Here is a 19,741-nt window from a genome sequence, read left to right as displayed (position 1 = left end):
ATGTGGATTAAATTATGAATTATGATTACCGCAAACCTTTACCAGGCTATAAACACAACGGCTTAACCATAGATTTTTTTGATACTCGTGAAGCTATTGAAAATATTAAACCTGGCGCTTATAAAACATTACCTTACACATCACGTGTACTCGCTGAGCAATTAGTTCGACGCTGCGATCCTGCTACGTTAAATGAAGCTTTAAAGCAGATAATCGAATCTAAACAAGACCTTGATTTTCCTTGGTATCCAGCACGTGTTGTTTGTCACGATATTTTAGGCCAAACAGCGTTAGTTGATTTAGCCGGCCTGCGAGATGCCATTGCTGAACAAGGTGGTGACCCTTCAAAAGTTAATCCTGTGGTACCGACACAGTTAATCGTTGACCATTCATTAGCGGTGGAAGCACCGGGTTTTGATCCTGAAGCTTTTGATAAAAACAGAGCGATTGAAGACCGTCGTAATGAACAGCGTTTTCATTTTATCGAATGGACTAAAACTGCTTTTAAAAACGTTGATGTTATCCCTGCCGGTAACGGCATAATGCATCAAATTAATTTAGAAAAAATGTCGCCTGTTATACAAGCGCGTGACGGTGTCGCTTTTCCTGATACTTGTGTTGGTACTGACTCTCATACGCCGCACATTGATGCTTTAGGTGTTATCGCAATTGGTGTTGGTGGCTTAGAAGCTGAAACAGTTATGCTAGGTCGTCCATCTATGATGCGCTTGCCTGATATTATTGGTGTAAAGCTTACAGGTAAACGTCAACCCGGTATTACCGCAACCGATATTGTTTTAGCAATAACTGAATTTTTGCGTAATCAAAAAGTTGTATCGGCTTATTTAGAATTCTTCGGTGAAGGCACTAAGAGTTTAACCATTGGTGATCGTGCCACTATCTCAAACATGACACCAGAGTATGGTGCGTCTGCAGGTATGTTTTACATCGATGAACAAACCATTGATTATTTAAAAATTACCGGTCGTGAGCCAGAGCAAGTCGCGTTAGTTGAAACTTACGCGAAACACACAGGCTTATGGGCTGACGATTTAGTTGAAGCACAATATCCACGTGTTATTGAATTTGATTTATCATCAGTAGGACGTAACTTAGCAGGTCCTTCTAATCCACATCGTCGTTTAGCGACAGCTGATTTAGCGTCGAAAGACATCGCTAAAGACTTAGCCGCCTGTAAAGAACAAGAAGCCAATGGCGAAATGCCTGATGGCGCGGTTATTATTGCGGCGATTACGTCTTGTACCAATACCTCTAATCCTCGTAATGTTGTTGCGGCGGGTTTGATAGCCAAAAGAGCCAATGAGCTTGGTTTAGTGCGCAAACCTTGGGTTAAATCATCATTTGCTCCAGGCTCAAAAGTGGCCAAGCTTTATTTAGAAGAAGCCGGTTTGCTTTCTGAAATGGAAAAATTAGGTTTTGGTATCGTCGGTTATGCCTGTACTACATGTAATGGTATGTCTGGCGCGTTAGATCCTAAAATTCAACAAGAAGTTATAGACCGTGATTTATACGCAACCGCTGTCTTGTCAGGTAACCGTAACTTCGATGGTCGAATTCATCCTTATGCAAAACAAGCGTTTTTAGCGTCACCGCCGTTGGTGGTTGCTTATGCTATTGCCGGTACAATTCGTTTTGATATTGAAAAAGACATTTTAGGGCAAGATCAAAACGGTAACGACATTACACTGAAAGACATTTGGCCAAGTGATGAAGAAATTGATGCTATCGTTGCTTCATGTGTTAAGCCAGAGCAGTTCAAAAAAATCTACACACCGATGTTCGATTTAGGTGCTTTTGAACCGGCCGAAAGTCCATTATATGCTTGGGACGAAACCAGTACTTATATTCGTCGTCCACCTTATTGGGAAGGGGCATTAGCGGGTGAGCGTACCATGAAAGGTATGCGTCCATTAGCCGTTTTAGGCGATAATATTACAACTGATCATTTATCACCTTCAAATGCGATTCAATTGGACAGTGCTGCCGGTGCATATTTGCATAAAATGGGCTTGCCAGAAGCTGATTTTAACTCTTACGCAACGCATCGTGGTGATCACTTAACCGCGCAACGCGCAACTTTTGCTAACCCTAAATTATTCAATGAAATGTGTCGTGATGACAAAGGTGAAGTTAAACAAGGCTCATTAGCGCGTATAGAGCCTGAAGGCACTGAATCACGCATGTGGGAAGCGATTGAAACCTACATGGAACGTAAACAACCACTGATTATTATTGCCGGTGCTGATTACGGACAAGGTTCATCACGTGATTGGGCGGCAAAAGGTGTACGTTTAGCGGGTGTTGAAGTCATTGTTTCTGAAGGCTTTGAGCGTATACATCGTACTAACTTAGTTGGTATGGGTGTCTTACCGCTTGAATTTATTAAAGGTGAAACACGTCATACTTATAAAATTGATGGTACTGAAACCTTTGATGTTGAAGGGACAACATCACCGGGCGCAGCGATGTCAGTAGTGATGACACGTCGTAATGGTGAAGTAGTGACCATTCCGGTTAAGTGTCGATTAGATACTGGTGAAGAAGTGTCTGTTTACGCCGCTGGCGGCGTATTACAAAAATTTGCTAACGACTTTTTGGAGTCTACTACCTAAAGCTTTATTTTTGATAATAGCGGCCTTGGTCATGTACAAGTATAGATATGACCAAGGCTACCTCTTTGAACGAGAGTCAGAGTCCTGCTTCAAATGGTATGATTTATTAGCAGTAAATAGAGACTATTTACTGCTTTTTTTATAAAAAATAAATAATAAAGGAGATTGTTATGTCTCAGGTTCCTCAAGTGCACTTACCTCAAGTAAAAATTCCTGCTACTTATATGCGCGGCGGCACATCAAAAGGTGTTTTCTTTAATCTAACTGATTTACCACAGCGATGCCAAGTGCCAGGAGAAGCGCGCGATAATATGCTATTGCGTGTGATTGGTAGTCCTGATCTATACGGCAAGCAAACTGACGGTATGGGTGGTGCAACATCAAGTACCAGTAAAACGGTTATTATAGCTAAAAGTGAGGTTGTAGATCACGATGTAGACTATTTGTTTGCTCAAGTTGCTATAGATAAAGCCTTTGTTGATTGGTCGGGTAATTGCGGTAACTTAACCGCTGCTGTTGGCTCTTTTGCGATAAATGCTGGCTTAGTTGACGCGTCTCGTATTCCAAAGAATGGCGTTTGTATTGTTCGTATTTGGCAGAAAAATATTGCTAAAACTATTATTGCACGTGTACCTATTACTGATGGTCAAGTACAAGAAACTGGTGATTTCGAACTCGATGGTGTCACGTTTCCAGCTGCAGAAGTGCCAGTAGAGTTTATCGCGCCCGTTGATCCATCAGAAGCTATGTTTCCAACAGGTAATGTTGTTGATGAACTCGACGTGCCGGCAATTGGAACTTTTAAAGCAGCTAAGTATAAAGTGACCATGATCAGTGCGGGCATACCAACTATTTTCTTAAATGCAGAAGATCTTGGCTATTCTGGTATAGAGCTACAGGACGCCGTTAATAATGACGATGCTGCATTAGCACGTTTTGAAACTATTCGAGCAGCGGGTGCGGTTAAAATGGGCTTGATAAACAATGTTTCAGAAGCGGTTGCTCGTCAGCATACGCCAAAAGTCGCTTTTGTTTCTGGCGCTAAAGACTATGTAACGTCAAGTGGTAAAGTGGTGTCTGCATCAGATATAGATTTACATGTGCGTGCTTTATCAATGGGTAAGCTACATCATGCAATGATGGGCACAGCAGCGGTTGCCATTGGCACTGCGGCTGCCATTCCAGGTACACTGGTCAACTTAGCTGCTGGCGGTGGTGATCGTGAGTCTGTCATTTTTGGTCATCCATCCGGTACGTTGAAAGTGGGTGCTCAAGCAACCAAGATTGATGAACAGTGGACGGTAAATAAAGCGATTATGAGCCGAAGTGCTCGAGTATTAATGGAAGGGTGGGTGCGTATTCCTGAAGATTCGTTTTAACTATAATATGAGTATTGAGTCAAACTGACGATATACAATGATATAAAAAAGCTGTTAGGAATTTCAATTCCTAACAGTTTTTTTGTCTATGTAAGTCCTTAAATTAAGCCCTCAAGTTAAGTCCTTAAGTTCCAATATAGTATTAGACTAAGTAACGAGTTATTTATTTGCTTTATTATAGCCACCAAAAGAGCCCGCAGGACCAGGAAAAACCACAGGGCTTTCAAAGCCATCTTTGGCAACACTACTTACGCCAAAAAAGTAGTTATCAATTACAATGTTTTTCAATTCAAACTTATTAACATCCCCAACGTATTGACTATGTGTCCATGTTGGTTCAGTTGTTAAGCGCCAATGTACACGATACCCGGCCAAATTTTCGGCCATTTTACCTTCTGGTCGTTGCCACTCTAGGGTAGTTGAAGCTTTTACTGCACCAGAAATTTCAGTATTGGCAGGCGGTGCTGGTGCCCAGGCCATTGCCGCCATAGTGACTGCATTCAGCGATGTTAATTTTGCATTAAAATCAAAGTCTACCCCAGAAATTACATCACCAAATTCACGGCCATTTTCTGTACGTAGGTCTTGATGTTGACGATCGTAATGCTCATTCGTTTCCATAATTCTAACCGCAGGATAACCTACAGCATTAAAAGGGCGGTGATGTCCGCCTCTGCCGAATCTATCTAATCGGTAAACCATCATAACGTCTAAGTTTGGGATGTATTGGTCGGCAATTTTATCAATATAACGAGCGACATTTCTTGAAGGAGAATCAACTTCACCACCGGTAAATCGGCGTTTTCTAGCTTCTTCAGGGGTTTCAACATACCTAACACCTTCAGAAAAAACTCTTGCGGTCGTATTGTTTATAACGCCATTAATGCCTGAAATATTGCCGATCATGTCATTGTTAATTACGGCTTCAACACGCCAGCCTTCTTTTTGAGCAATACCCGCCATAATTTTTCCACCAAACAAGCCTTGCTCTTCACCTGACAACGCAGCATATACAACTGTACCGGCGAATTTATGTTGTGAAAGCACTCTCGCTGTTTCGATAACACCAGCAACGCCCGAAGCATTATCATTTGCACCCGGTGATGCACTGGTAAAATTAAGCGGATCGGAGACACGAGAATCAATATCACCAGACATAACAATATAGCGATTAGGATCAAGTTGGCCACGCTGAATGGCAATGACATTGACAACTTCTGTAGGTTCAGGAATACGTTTTTCCCCTGAAAATACTTGTTTTTGGTAGATTACTTCTAAGCAACCACCACATTGTGCGGAAATTTTTTCAAACTCTGCTTTAATCCAACGACGCGCAGCACCAATACCTTGCGTATCTGACTTTGTTTCCGACAAGGTATGTCGTGTTCCAAAGCCAACTAACGTTGTAACATCTTTTTTTAGTCTTTCTGCGCTGACTTGTTGTTGTATTTCACGTAATACTAATTGCTCATTAGCAGGTACAACAATCGTTGAGGCATAAGTAGGTATTAAAGTGCTCAATGCACAGAATAGACCTAGGCTACTACCGGTAATAAAATTTAATGAGGGTTTAAGTGAAAAACGTTTACTTTGCGAAGGTTGAATAAACATAACGATGTCCTGCTGTCGGTTGTTATTATAATTACCCTGTGAGATTAGCATAACTGATACATTATTTGAGGGTATCCATCCTATTAATAATTCGATTCAACTCAGGTTTAGTTAATTTGAAGCAATAATGAGTTTTCTAAAAGTTAACATGCTGTAGGTTGAGTTAGATTTCAATATCGTTAAAACTCAGATATTGGTTGTTAACTTTTGTACTTGATAGATATAATTTATTGAACAATATAAATACATGTTTTCTAATGATTTTTAAAAAGGTAAAATAAAATTAATATTACGCTAATTGAATTTAAATTACTTAGCACTAACCTCCTTTAAGATAGATGAGTGATAAAGATGCAAATAAACGGTAGCTGTCATTGCGGTGAAATAACATTTGAAGCTGAAATTGACGAAAATAAAGTCTTGTTGTGTCATTGCCAAGATTGTCAAAAATTATCAGGTACAGCCTTTAGAGTTGTGGTGGTTTCTGAGCCAAACGGTTTGACTTTTACGCGCGGAAAAACTAAAGAATACATCAAGGTAGCCGAAAGTGGTAATCGACGAGCTCAAGGATTTTGCCAAAATTGTGGCAGTGCCATTTATGCTACTTCTGAAGATACAAATAACAGGGTATATGGCATTCGAGCGGGTTGTATCGATCAACGTAATCAATTAGTACCAAAAACTCAGATGTGGTTTAGTGCTTCAGTGCCTTGGCTCAGTGATATTGTAAATATTCCAAGTTTTGCTAAGGTGCCCGGTAAATAAATAGTTTTTAGATGTCTAGCAAAATGTACATAGGAAGCAACGGGCTTAATTTTCAAAACTATAAATGTTTAAGCCAATATTTAATTAAAAATAGCTAGTAGGGTTAATATTTCGCATTAAAGTGCCATAATTTTACATATAATTGCTAAATCCTGCTGATAGCGCTTTAATTTAATGCGCTATCAGGGTATGTTATGCGCTTTTATTCTAGGCATGATTATTAATGACTAAAAATACTTTTTATCGTGACTTATATACCCAAGTTGAAGCATTGATAAGTGACGAAGCTGATGTTATTGCCAATATGGCAAACGTAAGCGCCTTATTATTTGAGCAACTATCAGACGTTAACTGGGTAGGCTTTTACCGAATGGTAAATGATGAGCTTGTATTAGGTCCATTTCAGGGCAAAGTTGCTTGTATTCGCATCCCCGTTGGACGTGGTGTTTGTGGTACCGCTGTAAGTGAGAATAAAGTACAGCGTATTGCCGATGTGCATGAATTTGATGGCCACATTGCTTGTGATGCTAGCACTAACTCTGAAATAGTATTACCTTTAACCATGAACAACAAGGTTATCGCAGTACTTGATATAGACAGCGTAGCTTTTAATCGCTTTGATGCTGACGACCAAGTAGGATTAGAAAAAATAATTAGTTTATTTGAAAATGTTATGATCTCTCATGGCGTGTTAAACTAATGAAAGAATTTATTGTTATTCATGACTATCTCGTATCAGAAGCCGTAGTTGGTGATTGGGATGGTCAAGAAGAAGAAGTTGCTGAACGTATTAACGAGATTTATCATACCGTTTATGATTTGGCAGAAGAAGATATTGCACCAGAGATTTTAGAGCAGTTACTTGCTTTGGTGTGGGATACGTGGATAGGGCAAGAAGCCTTAGCTGAAATCGAAAGTGAAGATATTTATGATTGGTGCCGACATTTGTTGGAAAATCGTGAACAATATCTTGCAGATCAGAATGAAAATTTTTAAAAGTTGTATTTATGGAAACTAAAACAGAAAGTGAAGTAAAAGTAGCAACAGACGAAGTAGTTGAAACAACGTCAAATGCTGAAGCAGAAGTTAAACGTATTAGCACGAAAGAAATTATTGCTTATTTAGCAGAGAAATTTCCGGCTTGTTTTTCTATTGAAGGTGCTGCAAAACCATTAAAAATTGGTATATTTCAGGACTTAGCAGAAAAGTTAACGGATGATGAAACTGTTAGCAAAACACGTTTACGTCAAGCATTAAGACATTACACAAGTAGTTGGCGCTATCTAAAAGCGATTAAACTTGATGTGTATCGTGTTGATATCGACGGTAATGACGATGCTAAAATCGATCAAGAACAAGCTGACTACGCGAGTAAAACCCTTGCCGAAAGCCAAGAAAAATTTGGTAACAAAAAATCAAAAGACAAAGCAGGGAAAAAACCTTATAAAGGTAATGCTGCTAAGGGAACTAAACCAGCTCCTAAAGACTCTACTGATAATAGTCGCAAAGAAAAGTTCAATACGGTCAAGTCAACTAAACGTGCTGTTACAAAACCCGCCGTTAAACTTAAACCTGTTGAAACAAGTAATGTTGTGGTTGGCAAAAATATTAAAGTGCAATTGGGTCAATCTTCAATGGACGCTGTGATAACAGAAGTTTCAGGTAAAGATGTTAGCGTACAATTAAACTCAGGTATGGTTGTTAAAACACAAGTTAAAAATATTTTTACAGAATAAATTTGGAGTAAGTGAATGCATAAGTTTTGTCGTTTAGCTGTTGCGGTATCATTGTCATTTGTCAGCATATCAATATTTGCTGACACCAAAGAAGACAATTTAGTTTTACCGGTATTAGCGCCAGAGAGCCAACACGCTACATCTACTAAGCGAATAACGGCGCAATTTACGCGTGCACACTACAAACAAATTAAAATAGATAACTTACTGTCTGAACAAATTTTTGACCGTTATATCAAGCAACTAGATTATGCTCGTAACGTATTTCTGGGCTCGGATGTTAAAGGTTTTGAGCAATATCGCGATGAATTTGATACCGTAATATCTCGTGGTAAACTCGATATTGCCTATGAAATTTATAATCTTAACTTACAACGCAGACTTGAGCGTTATGAGTACGCAATTAGCTTATTAGAGAGCGATAAGCCCTTTAACTTTGAACTTGATGAGTATTACAACTTTGACCGTGAAGATGCCGAGTGGCCTACCTCTACTGCTGAGCTTAACGAGCTATGGCGCAAAAAAGTAAAATATGATGCACTTAATTTAACGCTTGCAGGTAAAGAGTGGGAAAAAATTCAAGAAGTACTCGGTAAACGCTATCGCTATGCTATTAAACGTTTAAAGCAAAGTGAAAGTGAAGACGTATTCCAAGTAGTCATGAATAGCTTTGCACGTGTTGTTGAACCTCATACATCATATTTATCTCCGCGAAACGCTGAACGCTTTCAAATGGAAATGAATTTATCTTTGGAAGGTATTGGCGCTGTTTTACGTGCAGAAGAAGATTATACCGTTATTCAAAGTGTTGTTGCTGGCGGCCCTGCTGATAAATCTAAAGAATTAAACCCTAAAGATCGTATTGTCGGTGTTTCTCAAGACGACAAAGAATTTGTTGATGTTATTGGCTGGCGTTTAGATGATGTTGTAGAACTGATTAAAGGCCCAAAAGGCACTAAAGTTAGGTTACAAGTATTAGGTGAAGAATCTGAAGACGATAGCAGCATTAAAATCGTTTCAATTATCAGAGACACAATTAAACTTGAAGACCGTGCAGCTAAATCAGAAGTCTATTATGAAAATGAAGCTGATGAAAATGCGAAAAAACTAGGTGTTATTACGATACCTAGTTTTTATAACAACCTTTCTCGTGATGTTAAGTTAGAAATAGCAAAACTTAAAGACGAAAATGTATCAGGAATTATTGTTGATCTACGTGGTAATGGCGGTGGTTCATTAACTGAGGCGACCTTACTTACTGGATTGTTTATTGATAAAGGCCCCGTAGTACAAGTACGTGATGGTGCTAACCGCGTGCAAGTTAATAGCGACAAAGATGGTATTAGCTTTTATGAAGGTCCATTAACCGTTATGGTTGATCGATACAGTGCCTCAGCGTCTGAAATATTTTCCGCAGCTATTCAGGATTATGGCAGGGGCTTAGTAGTAGGTGAGCATACTTTCGGTAAAGGTACGGTTCAACAACACCGTGGTTTAGGCCGTGTTTATGACCTGTACGAAAACCCTTTTGGTAGTATTCAATTTACTATTGCTAAATTTTATCGCATTAATGGTGGTAGCACTCAACATCGTGGTGTTTTACCTGATATTGAATTTCCATCGGCGATAGATCCGGCTGACTGGGGTGAGAGTAAAGAAGAAAACGCTTTACCTTGGGACCAAATTCCACAAGCGCGTTATAATAAACTGAAAGATATTAGCCAAGATGTCACTTACTTAACTTCATTGCACAACTCGCGTGTTGCACAAAATAAAGAGTTTAATTATTTGCTTTCTGATATTGCAGAATATAAAGCAGAAAAAGATGATAAGACTATTTCATTAAACTTAGCTGAACGAAAAGAGAAAAAAGAAAGTCGTAAAGCTAAACAGTTGAAGCGTGCAAATGAACGACTAACCATGATGGGTAAAGAAAAAGTTACTGACTTAGATGACTTACCAGAAGATTTAGAGAAGTTAGATCCATTTTTAGATGAAACTGCAAAAATTACTCTCGATTTAGTATCACTAGATAAAATGGTTAAAAAATAGCATTTTTACAACTTCTAAAAAAACCACCGAAAGGTGGTTTTTTATTGTCATGATGCCGTTACTAATTTTTACCTGAAATTTTTGCATAATTATTCTTATTATCCCTTGTAAACAAAGGGCTTGTTAACTGTGATTTATCAAAAAAAACTTGCACTCTATGACAACAGTCGGCATCTTACTCATACTAATAATTTAACCACTATAATAACTAAAGATAATAAGGTGTAAATTTATCTATGTCTGATCCTCAATCAATTCGACAACCGTCTATGTTGGATTCTTTAATTCCAATTATTGTGCTCATTTGTTTATTAATAGCCGGTGTTACCTTCTTTGGTGATAGCTCATCATCTGGACCTAACCAAATTGCACTATTATTAGCTACTGGTGTTGCAGCCGTAATAGGACTTAAAAATGGTCATAAGTGGCATGCTATGGAAAAGGCGATTATCCATGGCATATCAATATCGTTAGGCGCTGTATTAATTTTATTAGCCGTTGGTTCATTAATTGGTACATGGCTGTTATCTGGTACTGTACCGACCATGGTTTATTATGGATTGAAAATTATAGATCCTAGCTGGTTTTATGCTGCAACATGCCTAGTATGTGGCGTTGTTGCAATGAGTATAGGCAGTTCTTGGACCACAGCGGCTACCGTCGGTGTTGCGTTCATCGGGATTGCTGGAGGCTTTGAGCTTTCTGCATCAGTTACCGCTGGCGCAGTGATATCAGGGGCTTATTTTGGTGATAAACTGTCACCTTTATCAGAAACAACTAACTTAGCACCAGCAGTCGCAGGCAGCGAGTTATTCGAACATATTCGATACATGTTATGGACAACTATTCCCTCAATCACCATTGCGCTGATTCTTTTTCTGATTATAGGTTTTAATCACTCATCAGTAGAAGTTGGTAGTACAGACAGCATAGTGTCATTAACGAGCACTTTAGAAAACACATACAACATATCTGCCTTAAATTTAATTCCTTTGCTTATTTTATTAGTGATGGCCTATAAGAAAATGCCAGCATTTCCTGCGGTTGCTATCGGCGCTGTAATTGGTGCTATTTGGGCGTTGATTTTTCAGCAGGAATTAATTTTAGGTATGGCTGTTGAGGGTATTGACTCAACTAAAGCCACGATTATGGTGGTTTGGACTGCTTTCTTTGACGGCGTTGTGGTTGAAACCGGTAATGCAGAAATAGACCAGCTATTAAGCCGTGGTGGTATGTCTGGTATGTTAAATACTATTTGGCTTGTTGTTACAGCCCTAAGTTTCGGTGCTATTTTAGAGCACTTAGGTATGTTGAAAAAGTTTGTCGAGTCAATTTTAGCGAAAGCAAAATCAATTGGTAGCTTGATTGCCAGCACGGTTGCAACATGTATTGGCACCAACTTAATCACTGCTGATCAATATATGGCTATTGTTATGCCTGGAAGAATGTATAAAGAAGAATATGAAAAGCGCGGTTTACATCCTGTTGTATTAAGTCGAACTCTAGAAGACTCTGGAACGATCACATCACCATTAATACCTTGGAATACATGTGGTGCCTTTATGTTTGGCGCTATGGCCTTAACTTCTTATGATTATATATTTTATTGCTTCTTTAACTTAATTAACCCTATTTTAGCCGTGACATATGGCTATATGGGCTTTAAAATTAAAAAATTAGTGACAAAAACTTAATATATTTAAATTTTAATAAATATTCATAAAGCCTGTTTACTACAGGCTTTTTAATATCTGTTACCTGTGTTATTTACTGACAGATATACATTTAGAATCTACTGAGGATGCACATGAGTGATTTTGCCCCAAGATATTTAGCTGATTACAGCGAAGCTAATTTTTCCATTTCCACTGTCGAGCTAAGCTTTGAATTAGACGAATATAAAACCCATGTTACTAATCGAATGAAAATGACACGCAAAGTAGATACAAAGCAACCACTTATTCTAGATGGTGAGCACCTAACGCTATTATCGGTTTCAATAGATGATATCGCCTTAACGAGTAAAGATTACCAAGTAAACGAAGATAGCTTATCTATCGTTATTGACCGAGATGAGTTTACCTTAGAAATCATTACTGAAATTAACCCTGTGGAAAATACCGCACTTGAAGGTCTATTCAAATCAGGGGATGCTTATTGTACGCAATGTGAGGCCGAGGGCTTTAGGCGTATCAGCTATTATTTAGACCGTCCTGATATCATGGCTACGTTCACCACAAAAGTTATTGCCAACAAAGAAAATTTTCCTTATTTATTATCTAACGGTAATAAAATAGCAGAAGGAGAATTAGCTTCTGGTCAGCATTTTGTGCAATGGCATGACCCATTCCCGAAACCTTGTTATCTATTCGCTTTAGTGGCTGGTGATTTTGATGTTCTAAAAGATAACTTCATGACCAGTTCTGGTCGCAATGTAGACCTAGAGATATTTGTAGACAAAGGCAATGTTCATAAAGCCCATCATGCAATGGCATCATTAAAGCATTCTATGAAATGGGATGAAGATACCTTCGGACTTGAATATGACTTAGATATCTACATGATAGTAGCGGTCGATTTTTTCAATATGGGGCAATGGAAAATAAAGGCTTAAACGTATTTAATAGTAAATTTGTATTAGCTGACGAAACCAGTGCAACTGATGTTGATTATTTTAATGTTGAAGCGGTTATTGCTCATGAATACTTTCATAACTGGACCGGTAATCGTGTTACGTGCCGAGATTGGTTTCAATTGAGCCTTAAAGAAGGGCTAACGGTATTTAGAGATCAACAATTCAGTGCCGATATGCATTCTGCCGCTGTAAATAGAATTCAAAATGTGCGTGTTTTACGTTCGCTACAGTTTGCTGAAGATGCCGGTCCAATGGCACATCCTATCAGACCAGAAAAAGTTATAGAAATGAATAATTTTTATACGTTAACGGTTTATGAAAAAGGTGCTGAAGTTATTCGCATGATACATACTTTATTAGGTGTAGATAAATTTAGAGCAGGCATAGATTTATATTTCGAACGCTTTGATGGCATGGCAGTAACTTGCGACGACTTTATTAATGCCATGTCTGATGCATCAAATATTGATCTTAGCCAATTTAAGCATTGGTATACTCAAGCAGGTACACCGGTAATAAGTGTTAGCGAAAGCTTTAATGCTGAACTGTCTGAATACTCATTAACACTTGTCCAAGCTAATGGTAATAATCCTGCATTACATATTCCCGTAGGAATTGAACTAATCGATTTAAATGGTCAAAAAAATCAATCAACATTATTGCAATTAACTCAACAAGAGCAAACCTGGACCTTTAAAGGCTACAGCGAAAAGCCTGTGTTAGCCTTATTAACTAATTTTTCAGCACCCGTTAAAACAAAGTTCACACAATCTGATCAAGCACTACAATGCATAATGACAGATGCAACTGATGAATTTTGTCGATGGGATGCAGGACAAAAGCTGCTAACTACCTATATTATGAAGTTGCTACAGCAGCCGACATTAACGCTACCTGAAAGTTTATATGCAGCGTTTATTGAAATTTTAAATGCTGATATTTCTCCGGCTTTTAAAGCTGAGCAGTTAACGCTACCTAGCTTTAGTGAGTTAGCTGATAGTATTGTAGAAGTTGACCCTATCGCTTTACTTGATGCAATTGAAAGCATGAAGCTTCAATTAGCGAATAAGCTCGCGCCAATGTTTTTAAAGCAATATCAGCAAAATATCCAGGCTGATTATGCTAATGATGGCAAGTCTATTGGCAAACGAGCATTAAAAAATGTTTGTTTAAGTTACTTAAACAACTTAAATGATCAGCAAAGCTTAGTAACACAACAATATAGTAGTGCGAACAATATGACTGATACACTTTCTGCACTTAATTGTGCAGCAAAGTACTCTCATGAAAATTATAATGAAATGATGGCTGACTTTGAGAAAAAATGGCGTGATACACCTTTAGTAATGGATAAATGGTTTTCTATACAAGGTAGTGTTAATGATGAGTCGATATTTGAAAAACTGCCGCAACTTCTCTCACACCCGCTTTTTAGTTTGAAAAACCCTAATAGAGCGCGTTCTTTAATCGGTGCCTTTATCAACAATAATCCGCGTTACTTCCATTGTGCTAGTGGTAGGGGCTATCAATTTTTAATTGAGCAATTAATTAAACTTAACGAAATTAATCCACAAATAGCATCACGTATGATCACACCACTTATTCAATTTAAATCTTTTGATCATCACCGACAAACCATGATAAAGGCTAAACTTGAGCAATTATCTAAACAGGTTGATCTTTCAAAGGATTTAAAAGAAAAACTTGATGCGGCGTTAGCATTATAGGAAAACGTGATGAAGTATTACTTTTACTTAAATATAACGAATCAAGAGTATTTACCTTATTATCAAGGACGAGTTCAGTCGATTGTAGTAATGACAGAGCAGGGCGTTAAAGTAGAGTTTCCTGCTATGCATTTGCGAAAACACTTAACTGGAATGGGTATAAAAGGGTACTTTTGTTTGCAAACATTGAACAATAAATTTTTGTCTTTAGATATAATATCTTGATTAGAGTTATTGCTTTAAACAGTGGTCAGACCATCGCAACTTGACAGCATCGAGTTACAACTTCTATGACGGAGGCTATTTCTGTTCACTATTTGCATATTGTAGCTTAATTATAAGGGCGTTTAAAACAAGTGTTTTAAACGCCCTTTTGTTCTCATCTGATCACTTGATTCAAGTCTTTAATATAAAGGACTTTAAGTAAGGTTTTAGCGCTTGCCACTTGGTCTAAATGATGTAATTATTGTTTCATACCATGTACGTGGATATAAAAATAAAAATGCAGAATTACATCTGGGGAGATAGGAAATGAAAAAAAACCTTCGTAAAGGCTTCTACAAAAAGCCACTGGCTGTCAGTATAGCCGCCGCCTTAATCACATTGGCTTCTGCTAATGTCCAGGCAAAAAACTTTCAGTTAGGTAACTTTGATATCAGTTTTGATTCTACCTTCTCAGCCGGTACAAGCTGGCGCGTAGAAGACAGAAATTGGAATGATAACGTCGGTAAATCTAACAATGTTAATAACGGTTTCGACTTTAGCCAATATCATCCAATATTAAATACTACTCCAAGTGCATCAACAGTTTGGGATGGCGCTGGTAGTTATTCAACTAATGGTGATAATGGTAATTTAAATTATAATTCAGGCGACAGTTTCTCTAAACTTATTAAAGGTTCACACGATCTAGATATACGTTATGACAACATAGGTTTCTTTGGTCGTGCCATGTATTTCTACGATTTTGAAATGGTTGACGGTGAAAGAGCTTGGACTAATCCTAGTTCAGGTGTGGTAAATGACCCGTGCCGTGATGATGATGCACGTGACCAAGTATGTCGCGATCTACGTATGTTAGATGCTTTTGTTTATGGCGACTTTAACTTAGGTGAAATGCCATTTTCTGTTCGTGTTGGTCAGCAAGTCATTAGCTGGGGCGAAAGTACGCTGATTTCTCATGGTATTAGTGAATTAAACCCAGTTGATATTTCACGTCTTAAAGCACCTGGTGCTGAGTTAAAAGAAGCGTTTATTCCATTTGGCGCTGTTTGGGCATCTTTAGGTGTTACAGAAAACTTTAACGTTGAAATGTTTTATCAATATAATTGGGAGAAAACAGTTTTACCAGCACCTGGAAGCTACTTCTCTACTAACGATTTTGCTGGTGATGGTGGTCAATTTAATAACGTACAGTTAAATTTTGCTAGCAATCCAGATATGGATCTTGATTCACTAATTACTAATTTAAATAGCTTAAGAGCTCAAATTTTAAATGGTAACGTACCTATTTCTGATGCGGGTGGAGCTTATGTTGGTGGTTTTCCAACTAAGTTAACACTGCGTGAAGAGGGTGCTGAAAACGATCCTGAAGACGGTGGTCAATATGGTCTACGCCTTTCTTGGTATTTACCTGAGCTAAATGATACAGAAATTAGCTTTTACCACATGAATTATCATAGTCGTCGTCCAGTATTTTCTGGAGTTACAGCTGATTTTACATCAGCTGCTTTAGCTCACGATGTTGGCATGCTAGCATCAACTGAAATAACCTATGACAACTATACTGATTTAAAAGCATTTTCTCGTGTAGAACTTGATTATATTGAAGATATTAAACTTTATGCATTAAGCTTTAATACGGCTATAGGAACAACTTCTGTCGCTGGTGAAGTAACTTTCCGTCAAGATGAACCACTTCAAATTGATGATGTTGAGTTATTATTTGCCGCTATGCCACAACAGTTAGCAAACAATTTAGGACGCTCTGAATTAGATGGTATTTCACAAATGCCAGTTTTTGCCGGTGGAGAGCGTGCAAACGGTTATATTTTATCTGATACATTGCAAGCACAAATGACATTAACTCATCTTTGGGGTCCAAGTTTTGGTGCAAGCCAATTCGTAACATTGCTTGAAGTTGGTGCTATTGATATCCAAGATATGCCTGACCAAGACGTTTTACGTTTAAATGGTCCAGGTACATCTAGAAATGGTGGTGTTGCAGGTAAAGAAGGTCTTGAAATGGCCTTGCAAGATGGTGTTGAAACTAACCCGTTCCCAAGTGCATTTGCATGGGGTTACCGCTTTGTAGCAAAACTTGATTATAACGATGTATTTGCAGGCATTAACGTTTCGCCAAAAGTTGTGTTTTCACATGATGTGAACGGTATTACTCCGGATCCTTTATTTTTGTTTGTTGAAGATAGAAAGTCAGTATCACTAGGTTTAGGTTTCGATTACCAAAGCCGTTGGTCTGCAGACTTAAGCTACAACAGCTTTTTTGGTGGTGTAGGCACAACCAATCAAATGGAAGACCGCGATTACGTATCTTTTAACATTAAGTATTCAATTTAAGGTTGTATGAGGACTATTTTCATGAGAAACATTTTTAAAAATACCTTTAAAAAGGTAACGATAGTATCAATGGCGGTGACGGTAGCATTAGCGTCAGCTTCTGCTTCTGCTAAAGTTAGTGATCAAGATGCGGCTAAATTAGAAAAAGAGTTAACACCTTTTGGTGCGGTACGTGCTGCAAATAAAGACGGCTCTATTCCAGCTTGGACAGGTGGTATTACATCTGCACCTGCAGGCTATACCGTTGGCGATCATCACATTGACCCATTTGCTGAAGATAAAGCGCTTTATACTATTACTGCTAAGAACTTAGCTGAATATAAAAACTTATTAACACCAGGACAAGTTAAGTTATTTGAAACTTACCCTGATACTTATAAAATGAGTATTTATAAATCACGTCGTTCAGCGTCATACCCTGAACACGTTTATCAAGCTACTTTGGAGAATGCGACTAAAACTGAATTAGTTGAAGGTGGTAACGGTATAATTGAAGCGGCAATTGGTATTCCATTTCCGGTACCAAAAAATGGTTTAGAAGCTATTTGGAATCATATTTTACGCTATCGCGGCGAAAAAATTGTACGCGAAGGTGGTCAAGCTGCGCCAACGGCATCAGGTGACTATACTTACATGGGGTTCGATGACCAATTATTGATCCCTTATGGTGTAAAAGGGGTTAAAGCTTCAGAGCTTCAAGAAACTAATATTTTATTTAAGTTCAAGCAAAAAGTTACAGAGCCAGCACGTTTAGCAGGTACAGCTTTATTAGTTCATGAAACAATGGATCAAATAAAGACTCCTCGCCAAGCATGGACTTATAACACGGGTCAACGTCGTGTTCGTCGTGCGCCTAATGTTGCATATGATGCACCAGGTACAGCGTCAGATGGTTTAAGAACAACTGATGACTTTGATATGTTTAACGGTGCACCTAATCGTTACAACTGGACATTAAAAGGTAAGCAAGAGCTATTAATCCCATATAATGATTATCGTTTACACAGTGATGATTTAAAATATGATCAAATCCTTCAGCCTGGTCACATTAACCCAGAGCTAGTTCGATATGAAAAACATCGTGTTTGGGTAGTAGAAGCTAACTTAAAGTCGGATACACGTCATACTTATAAAAAACGTGTATTTTATATCGACGAAGATAGCTGGCAAGTAGCGGTTACCGATATTTATGATAACCGAGACGAGTTATATCGCGTAGGTGTTGCACATGGTATTAATTACTATGAAGTACCGACACAATGGTCAACATTAGAAGTATTTCATGATCTACAATCTCGTCGTTATATCGCGATGGGTTTAGATAATGAAGCTAACATGTACGACTTTTCAGCTGACTTACAAGATGTAGACTTTACCTCTTCAGCATTGCGCCGTGAAGGTCGCAGATAAATAATCATAATGATAAAACGGCTGGCTAGTGCTAGCCGTTTTTGTTTTAAAGTTTTCAAATGGTTATTTATTTTTCATTCCGCGTAATTTTAGCTAAACTAAATTAAGCGGTTAATTTACAAGCGTTGGGCTCTGTTCGCGCTAATACCTCTATAAATATTATTTTTAGACATAATGTCTCAGTCCAAATCAATGGAGCTAATATAGTTAATGATGCGCCTTCTCGTTTTTTTAATCAGTTTTCTTACTATCTCAATTACCAGTGCACAAACGCTAGACGCGATACGTGCTCCTTTAGCGAGCAAATCTCTTTTACTCGATATTACTATTGTAAACAATTCAAAATTAGTTGCCGTGGGTGAGCGTGGTCATATTGTTCTTTCCACCGACGGTGAACAGTGGCAACAAGCTCAAGTGCCGGTACAAGTAACATTAACTGCCGTTTATTTTACTAACGAAAATAATGGTTGGGCTGTTGGTCATGATGCGACAATATTATCAACCAATGACGGTGGTTTGACTTGGCAGCTGCAACAACATTTACCACAGGTTGAAAAACCATTGTTAGATGTACTATTTACAGATGATCTAAATGGTATAGCCATAGGTGCTTACGGTTTATTTTATCGAACCAATGATGGCGGCGAGCACTGGGTTGTTGAATATCATAATGAGTTTCTTTTTCCAGAAGACCAAGCGTATCTACAAGAGTTAAAACTCCAAGATGAGAAAGCTTATTTAGATGAACAAAGCAGTATTTTACCGCATTTTAATCGCGTAGTTGCCGATGGCCGTACTTTATATCTTGCCGGTGAAATCGGTTTAATCGCTAAAAGTAATGACTTTGGTGTCAATTGGCAAAAACTCGACGAAATATATCCAGGTTCATTTTATGACATAAATCGTACACAGGAAGGTAACTTGCTTGTTGTGGGTTTACGAGGGCATATATTCCGCAGTTTACGCAATGGTACTCCTTGGCAAGAAAGTGATAGCCAGGTTACCGCGCTGTTAAGTGCTATAGTACTTACAGACGACGATCGTATATTCGTACTTGGAAATAACGGAGTGCTTTTAGAAAGTCGTGATGATGGCTCTACATTTACCAAACATATTCAAAAAGATGGTAAACCTCTTATCGCAGGGGTTTGGTTTAATAATAAAATTATCGCCGTCTCTGATGTTGGCATTAAAACTATTAACGTAACGAAGTAAT

General features: G+C 38.2%; 13 protein-coding genes and 1 pseudogene. 13 read left to right on the top strand and 1 reads right to left on the bottom strand.

What is annotated here, in order from left to right; genetic code table 11:
• Positions 1-14: 14 nt before the first annotated feature.
• Entirely contained in the window at positions 15-2,633 is a 2,619-nt protein-coding gene (gene acnD, locus DBO93_RS10255; RefSeq protein ID WP_108456263.1) for a Fe/S-dependent 2-methylisocitrate dehydratase AcnD, read from the top strand.
• Positions 2,634-2,803: 170 nt separating this feature from the next.
• A complete protein-coding gene (gene prpF / locus DBO93_RS10250; protein WP_108456262.1) occupies positions 2,804-4,012 on the top strand; it encodes a 2-methylaconitate cis-trans isomerase PrpF in 1,209 nt (402 codons plus the stop codon).
• A 159-nt stretch (positions 4,013-4,171) separates the two neighbouring features.
• Here the strand turns inward: prpF and DBO93_RS10245 are convergent, their stop codons facing one another.
• Entirely contained in the window at positions 4,172-5,623 is a 1,452-nt protein-coding gene (locus tag DBO93_RS10245) for a M28 family peptidase (protein WP_108456261.1), read from the bottom strand.
• Between the two features lie 351 nt (positions 5,624-5,974).
• Here DBO93_RS10245 and DBO93_RS10240 point away from each other — a divergent pair, with 351 nt between their 5' ends.
• The 11 genes and pseudogenes from DBO93_RS10240 (at position 5,975) to DBO93_RS10190 (ending at position 19,740) form a co-directional block, all read left to right on the top strand.
• Positions 5,975-6,388, top strand: a complete 414-nt coding sequence (locus tag DBO93_RS10240) for a GFA family protein (RefSeq protein WP_108456260.1) — start codon at positions 5,975-5,977, stop codon at positions 6,386-6,388.
• Between the two features lie 223 nt (positions 6,389-6,611).
• On the top strand, positions 6,612-7,088 hold the full coding sequence (locus tag DBO93_RS10235; protein WP_108456259.1) for a GAF domain-containing protein: 477 nt from the start codon (positions 6,612-6,614) through the stop codon (positions 7,086-7,088).
• The gene (locus DBO93_RS10230; RefSeq protein WP_108456258.1) at positions 7,088-7,384 is read left to right on the top strand and encodes a hypothetical protein; all 297 of its coding nucleotides are present in this window, start codon (positions 7,088-7,090) and stop codon (positions 7,382-7,384) included. Before DBO93_RS10235 ends, DBO93_RS10230 begins: the two co-directional genes overlap by 1 nt.
• Before the next feature lie 11 nt (positions 7,385-7,395).
• The gene (gene proQ, locus DBO93_RS10225; RefSeq protein ID WP_108456257.1) at positions 7,396-8,124 is read left to right on the top strand and encodes an RNA chaperone ProQ; all 729 of its coding nucleotides are present in this window, start codon (positions 7,396-7,398) and stop codon (positions 8,122-8,124) included.
• A gap of 15 nt (positions 8,125-8,139) precedes the next feature.
• Positions 8,140-10,176 carry a carboxy terminal-processing peptidase gene (prc, locus tag DBO93_RS10220; protein ID WP_108456256.1) on the top strand — a complete coding sequence of 679 codons (2,037 nt, stop codon included), beginning with the start codon at positions 8,140-8,142 and terminating at the stop codon, positions 10,174-10,176.
• 236 nt (positions 10,177-10,412) lie between these two features.
• A complete protein-coding gene (nhaC, locus tag DBO93_RS10215; protein WP_108456255.1) occupies positions 10,413-11,870 on the top strand; it encodes a Na+/H+ antiporter NhaC in 1,458 nt (485 codons plus the stop codon).
• 113 nt (positions 11,871-11,983) lie between these two features.
• Positions 11,984-14,538, top strand: a pseudogene (gene pepN, locus DBO93_RS10210) (aminopeptidase N).
• A gap of 9 nt (positions 14,539-14,547) precedes the next feature.
• Positions 14,548-14,763 (top strand): DUF2835 domain-containing protein, encoded by a 216-nt coding sequence (locus DBO93_RS10205; protein WP_108456254.1) that lies wholly within the window; start codon positions 14,548-14,550, stop codon positions 14,761-14,763.
• A gap of 306 nt (positions 14,764-15,069) precedes the next feature.
• Complete coding sequence (locus DBO93_RS10200) at positions 15,070-17,115, top strand: DUF1302 domain-containing protein (protein ID WP_108456253.1); 2,046 nt, start codon at positions 15,070-15,072, stop codon at positions 17,113-17,115.
• 21 nt (positions 17,116-17,136) lie between these two features.
• Positions 17,137-18,525, top strand: a complete 1,389-nt coding sequence (locus DBO93_RS10195; RefSeq protein ID WP_108456252.1) for a DUF1329 domain-containing protein — start codon at positions 17,137-17,139, stop codon at positions 18,523-18,525.
• A 210-nt stretch (positions 18,526-18,735) separates the two neighbouring features.
• Positions 18,736-19,740 carry a YCF48-related protein gene (locus tag DBO93_RS10190; protein ID WP_239058961.1) on the top strand — a complete coding sequence of 335 codons (1,005 nt, stop codon included), beginning with the start codon at positions 18,736-18,738 and terminating at the stop codon, positions 19,738-19,740.
• Position 19,741: the final 1 nt, after the last annotated feature.

It is taken from the genome of Colwellia sp. Arc7-D (genome assembly GCF_003061515.1).
In the GTDB taxonomy this organism is placed as follows: Bacteria; Pseudomonadota; Gammaproteobacteria; order Enterobacterales; family Alteromonadaceae; genus Cognaticolwellia.
Note: the sequence above shows the minus strand (reverse complement) of the source record. Positions and strands in the feature narration are given on the sequence as shown.

What these genes read in the sequence shown, in the direction of transcription:
- DBO93_RS10240 (WP_108456260.1), top strand. Translation starts at nt 5,975, where the DNA reads ATGCAAATAAACGGTAGCTGTCATTGCGGTGAAATAACATTTGAAGCT.
- prpF (WP_108456262.1), top strand. Translation starts at nt 2,804, where the DNA reads ATGTCTCAGGTTCCTCAAGTGCACTTACCTCAAGTAAAAATTCCTGCT.
- acnD (WP_108456263.1), top strand. Translation starts at nt 15, where the DNA reads ATGAATTATGATTACCGCAAACCTTTACCAGGCTATAAACACAACGGC.
- DBO93_RS10245 (WP_108456261.1), bottom strand. Translation starts at nt 5,623, where the DNA reads ATGTTTATTCAACCTTCGCAAAGTAAACGTTTTTCACTTAAACCCTCA.
- DBO93_RS10235 (WP_108456259.1), top strand. Translation starts at nt 6,612, where the DNA reads ATGACTAAAAATACTTTTTATCGTGACTTATATACCCAAGTTGAAGCA.
- DBO93_RS10205 (WP_108456254.1), top strand. Translation starts at nt 14,548, where the DNA reads ATGAAGTATTACTTTTACTTAAATATAACGAATCAAGAGTATTTACCT.
- DBO93_RS10195 (WP_108456252.1), top strand. Translation starts at nt 17,137, where the DNA reads ATGAGAAACATTTTTAAAAATACCTTTAAAAAGGTAACGATAGTATCA.
- DBO93_RS10230 (WP_108456258.1), top strand. Translation starts at nt 7,088, where the DNA reads ATGAAAGAATTTATTGTTATTCATGACTATCTCGTATCAGAAGCCGTA.
- prc (WP_108456256.1), top strand. Translation starts at nt 8,140, where the DNA reads ATGCATAAGTTTTGTCGTTTAGCTGTTGCGGTATCATTGTCATTTGTC.
- DBO93_RS10200 (WP_108456253.1), top strand. Translation starts at nt 15,070, where the DNA reads ATGAAAAAAAACCTTCGTAAAGGCTTCTACAAAAAGCCACTGGCTGTC.
- proQ (WP_108456257.1), top strand. Translation starts at nt 7,396, where the DNA reads ATGGAAACTAAAACAGAAAGTGAAGTAAAAGTAGCAACAGACGAAGTA.
- DBO93_RS10190 (WP_239058961.1), top strand. Translation starts at nt 18,736, where the DNA reads ATGATGCGCCTTCTCGTTTTTTTAATCAGTTTTCTTACTATCTCAATT.
- nhaC (WP_108456255.1), top strand. Translation starts at nt 10,413, where the DNA reads ATGTCTGATCCTCAATCAATTCGACAACCGTCTATGTTGGATTCTTTA.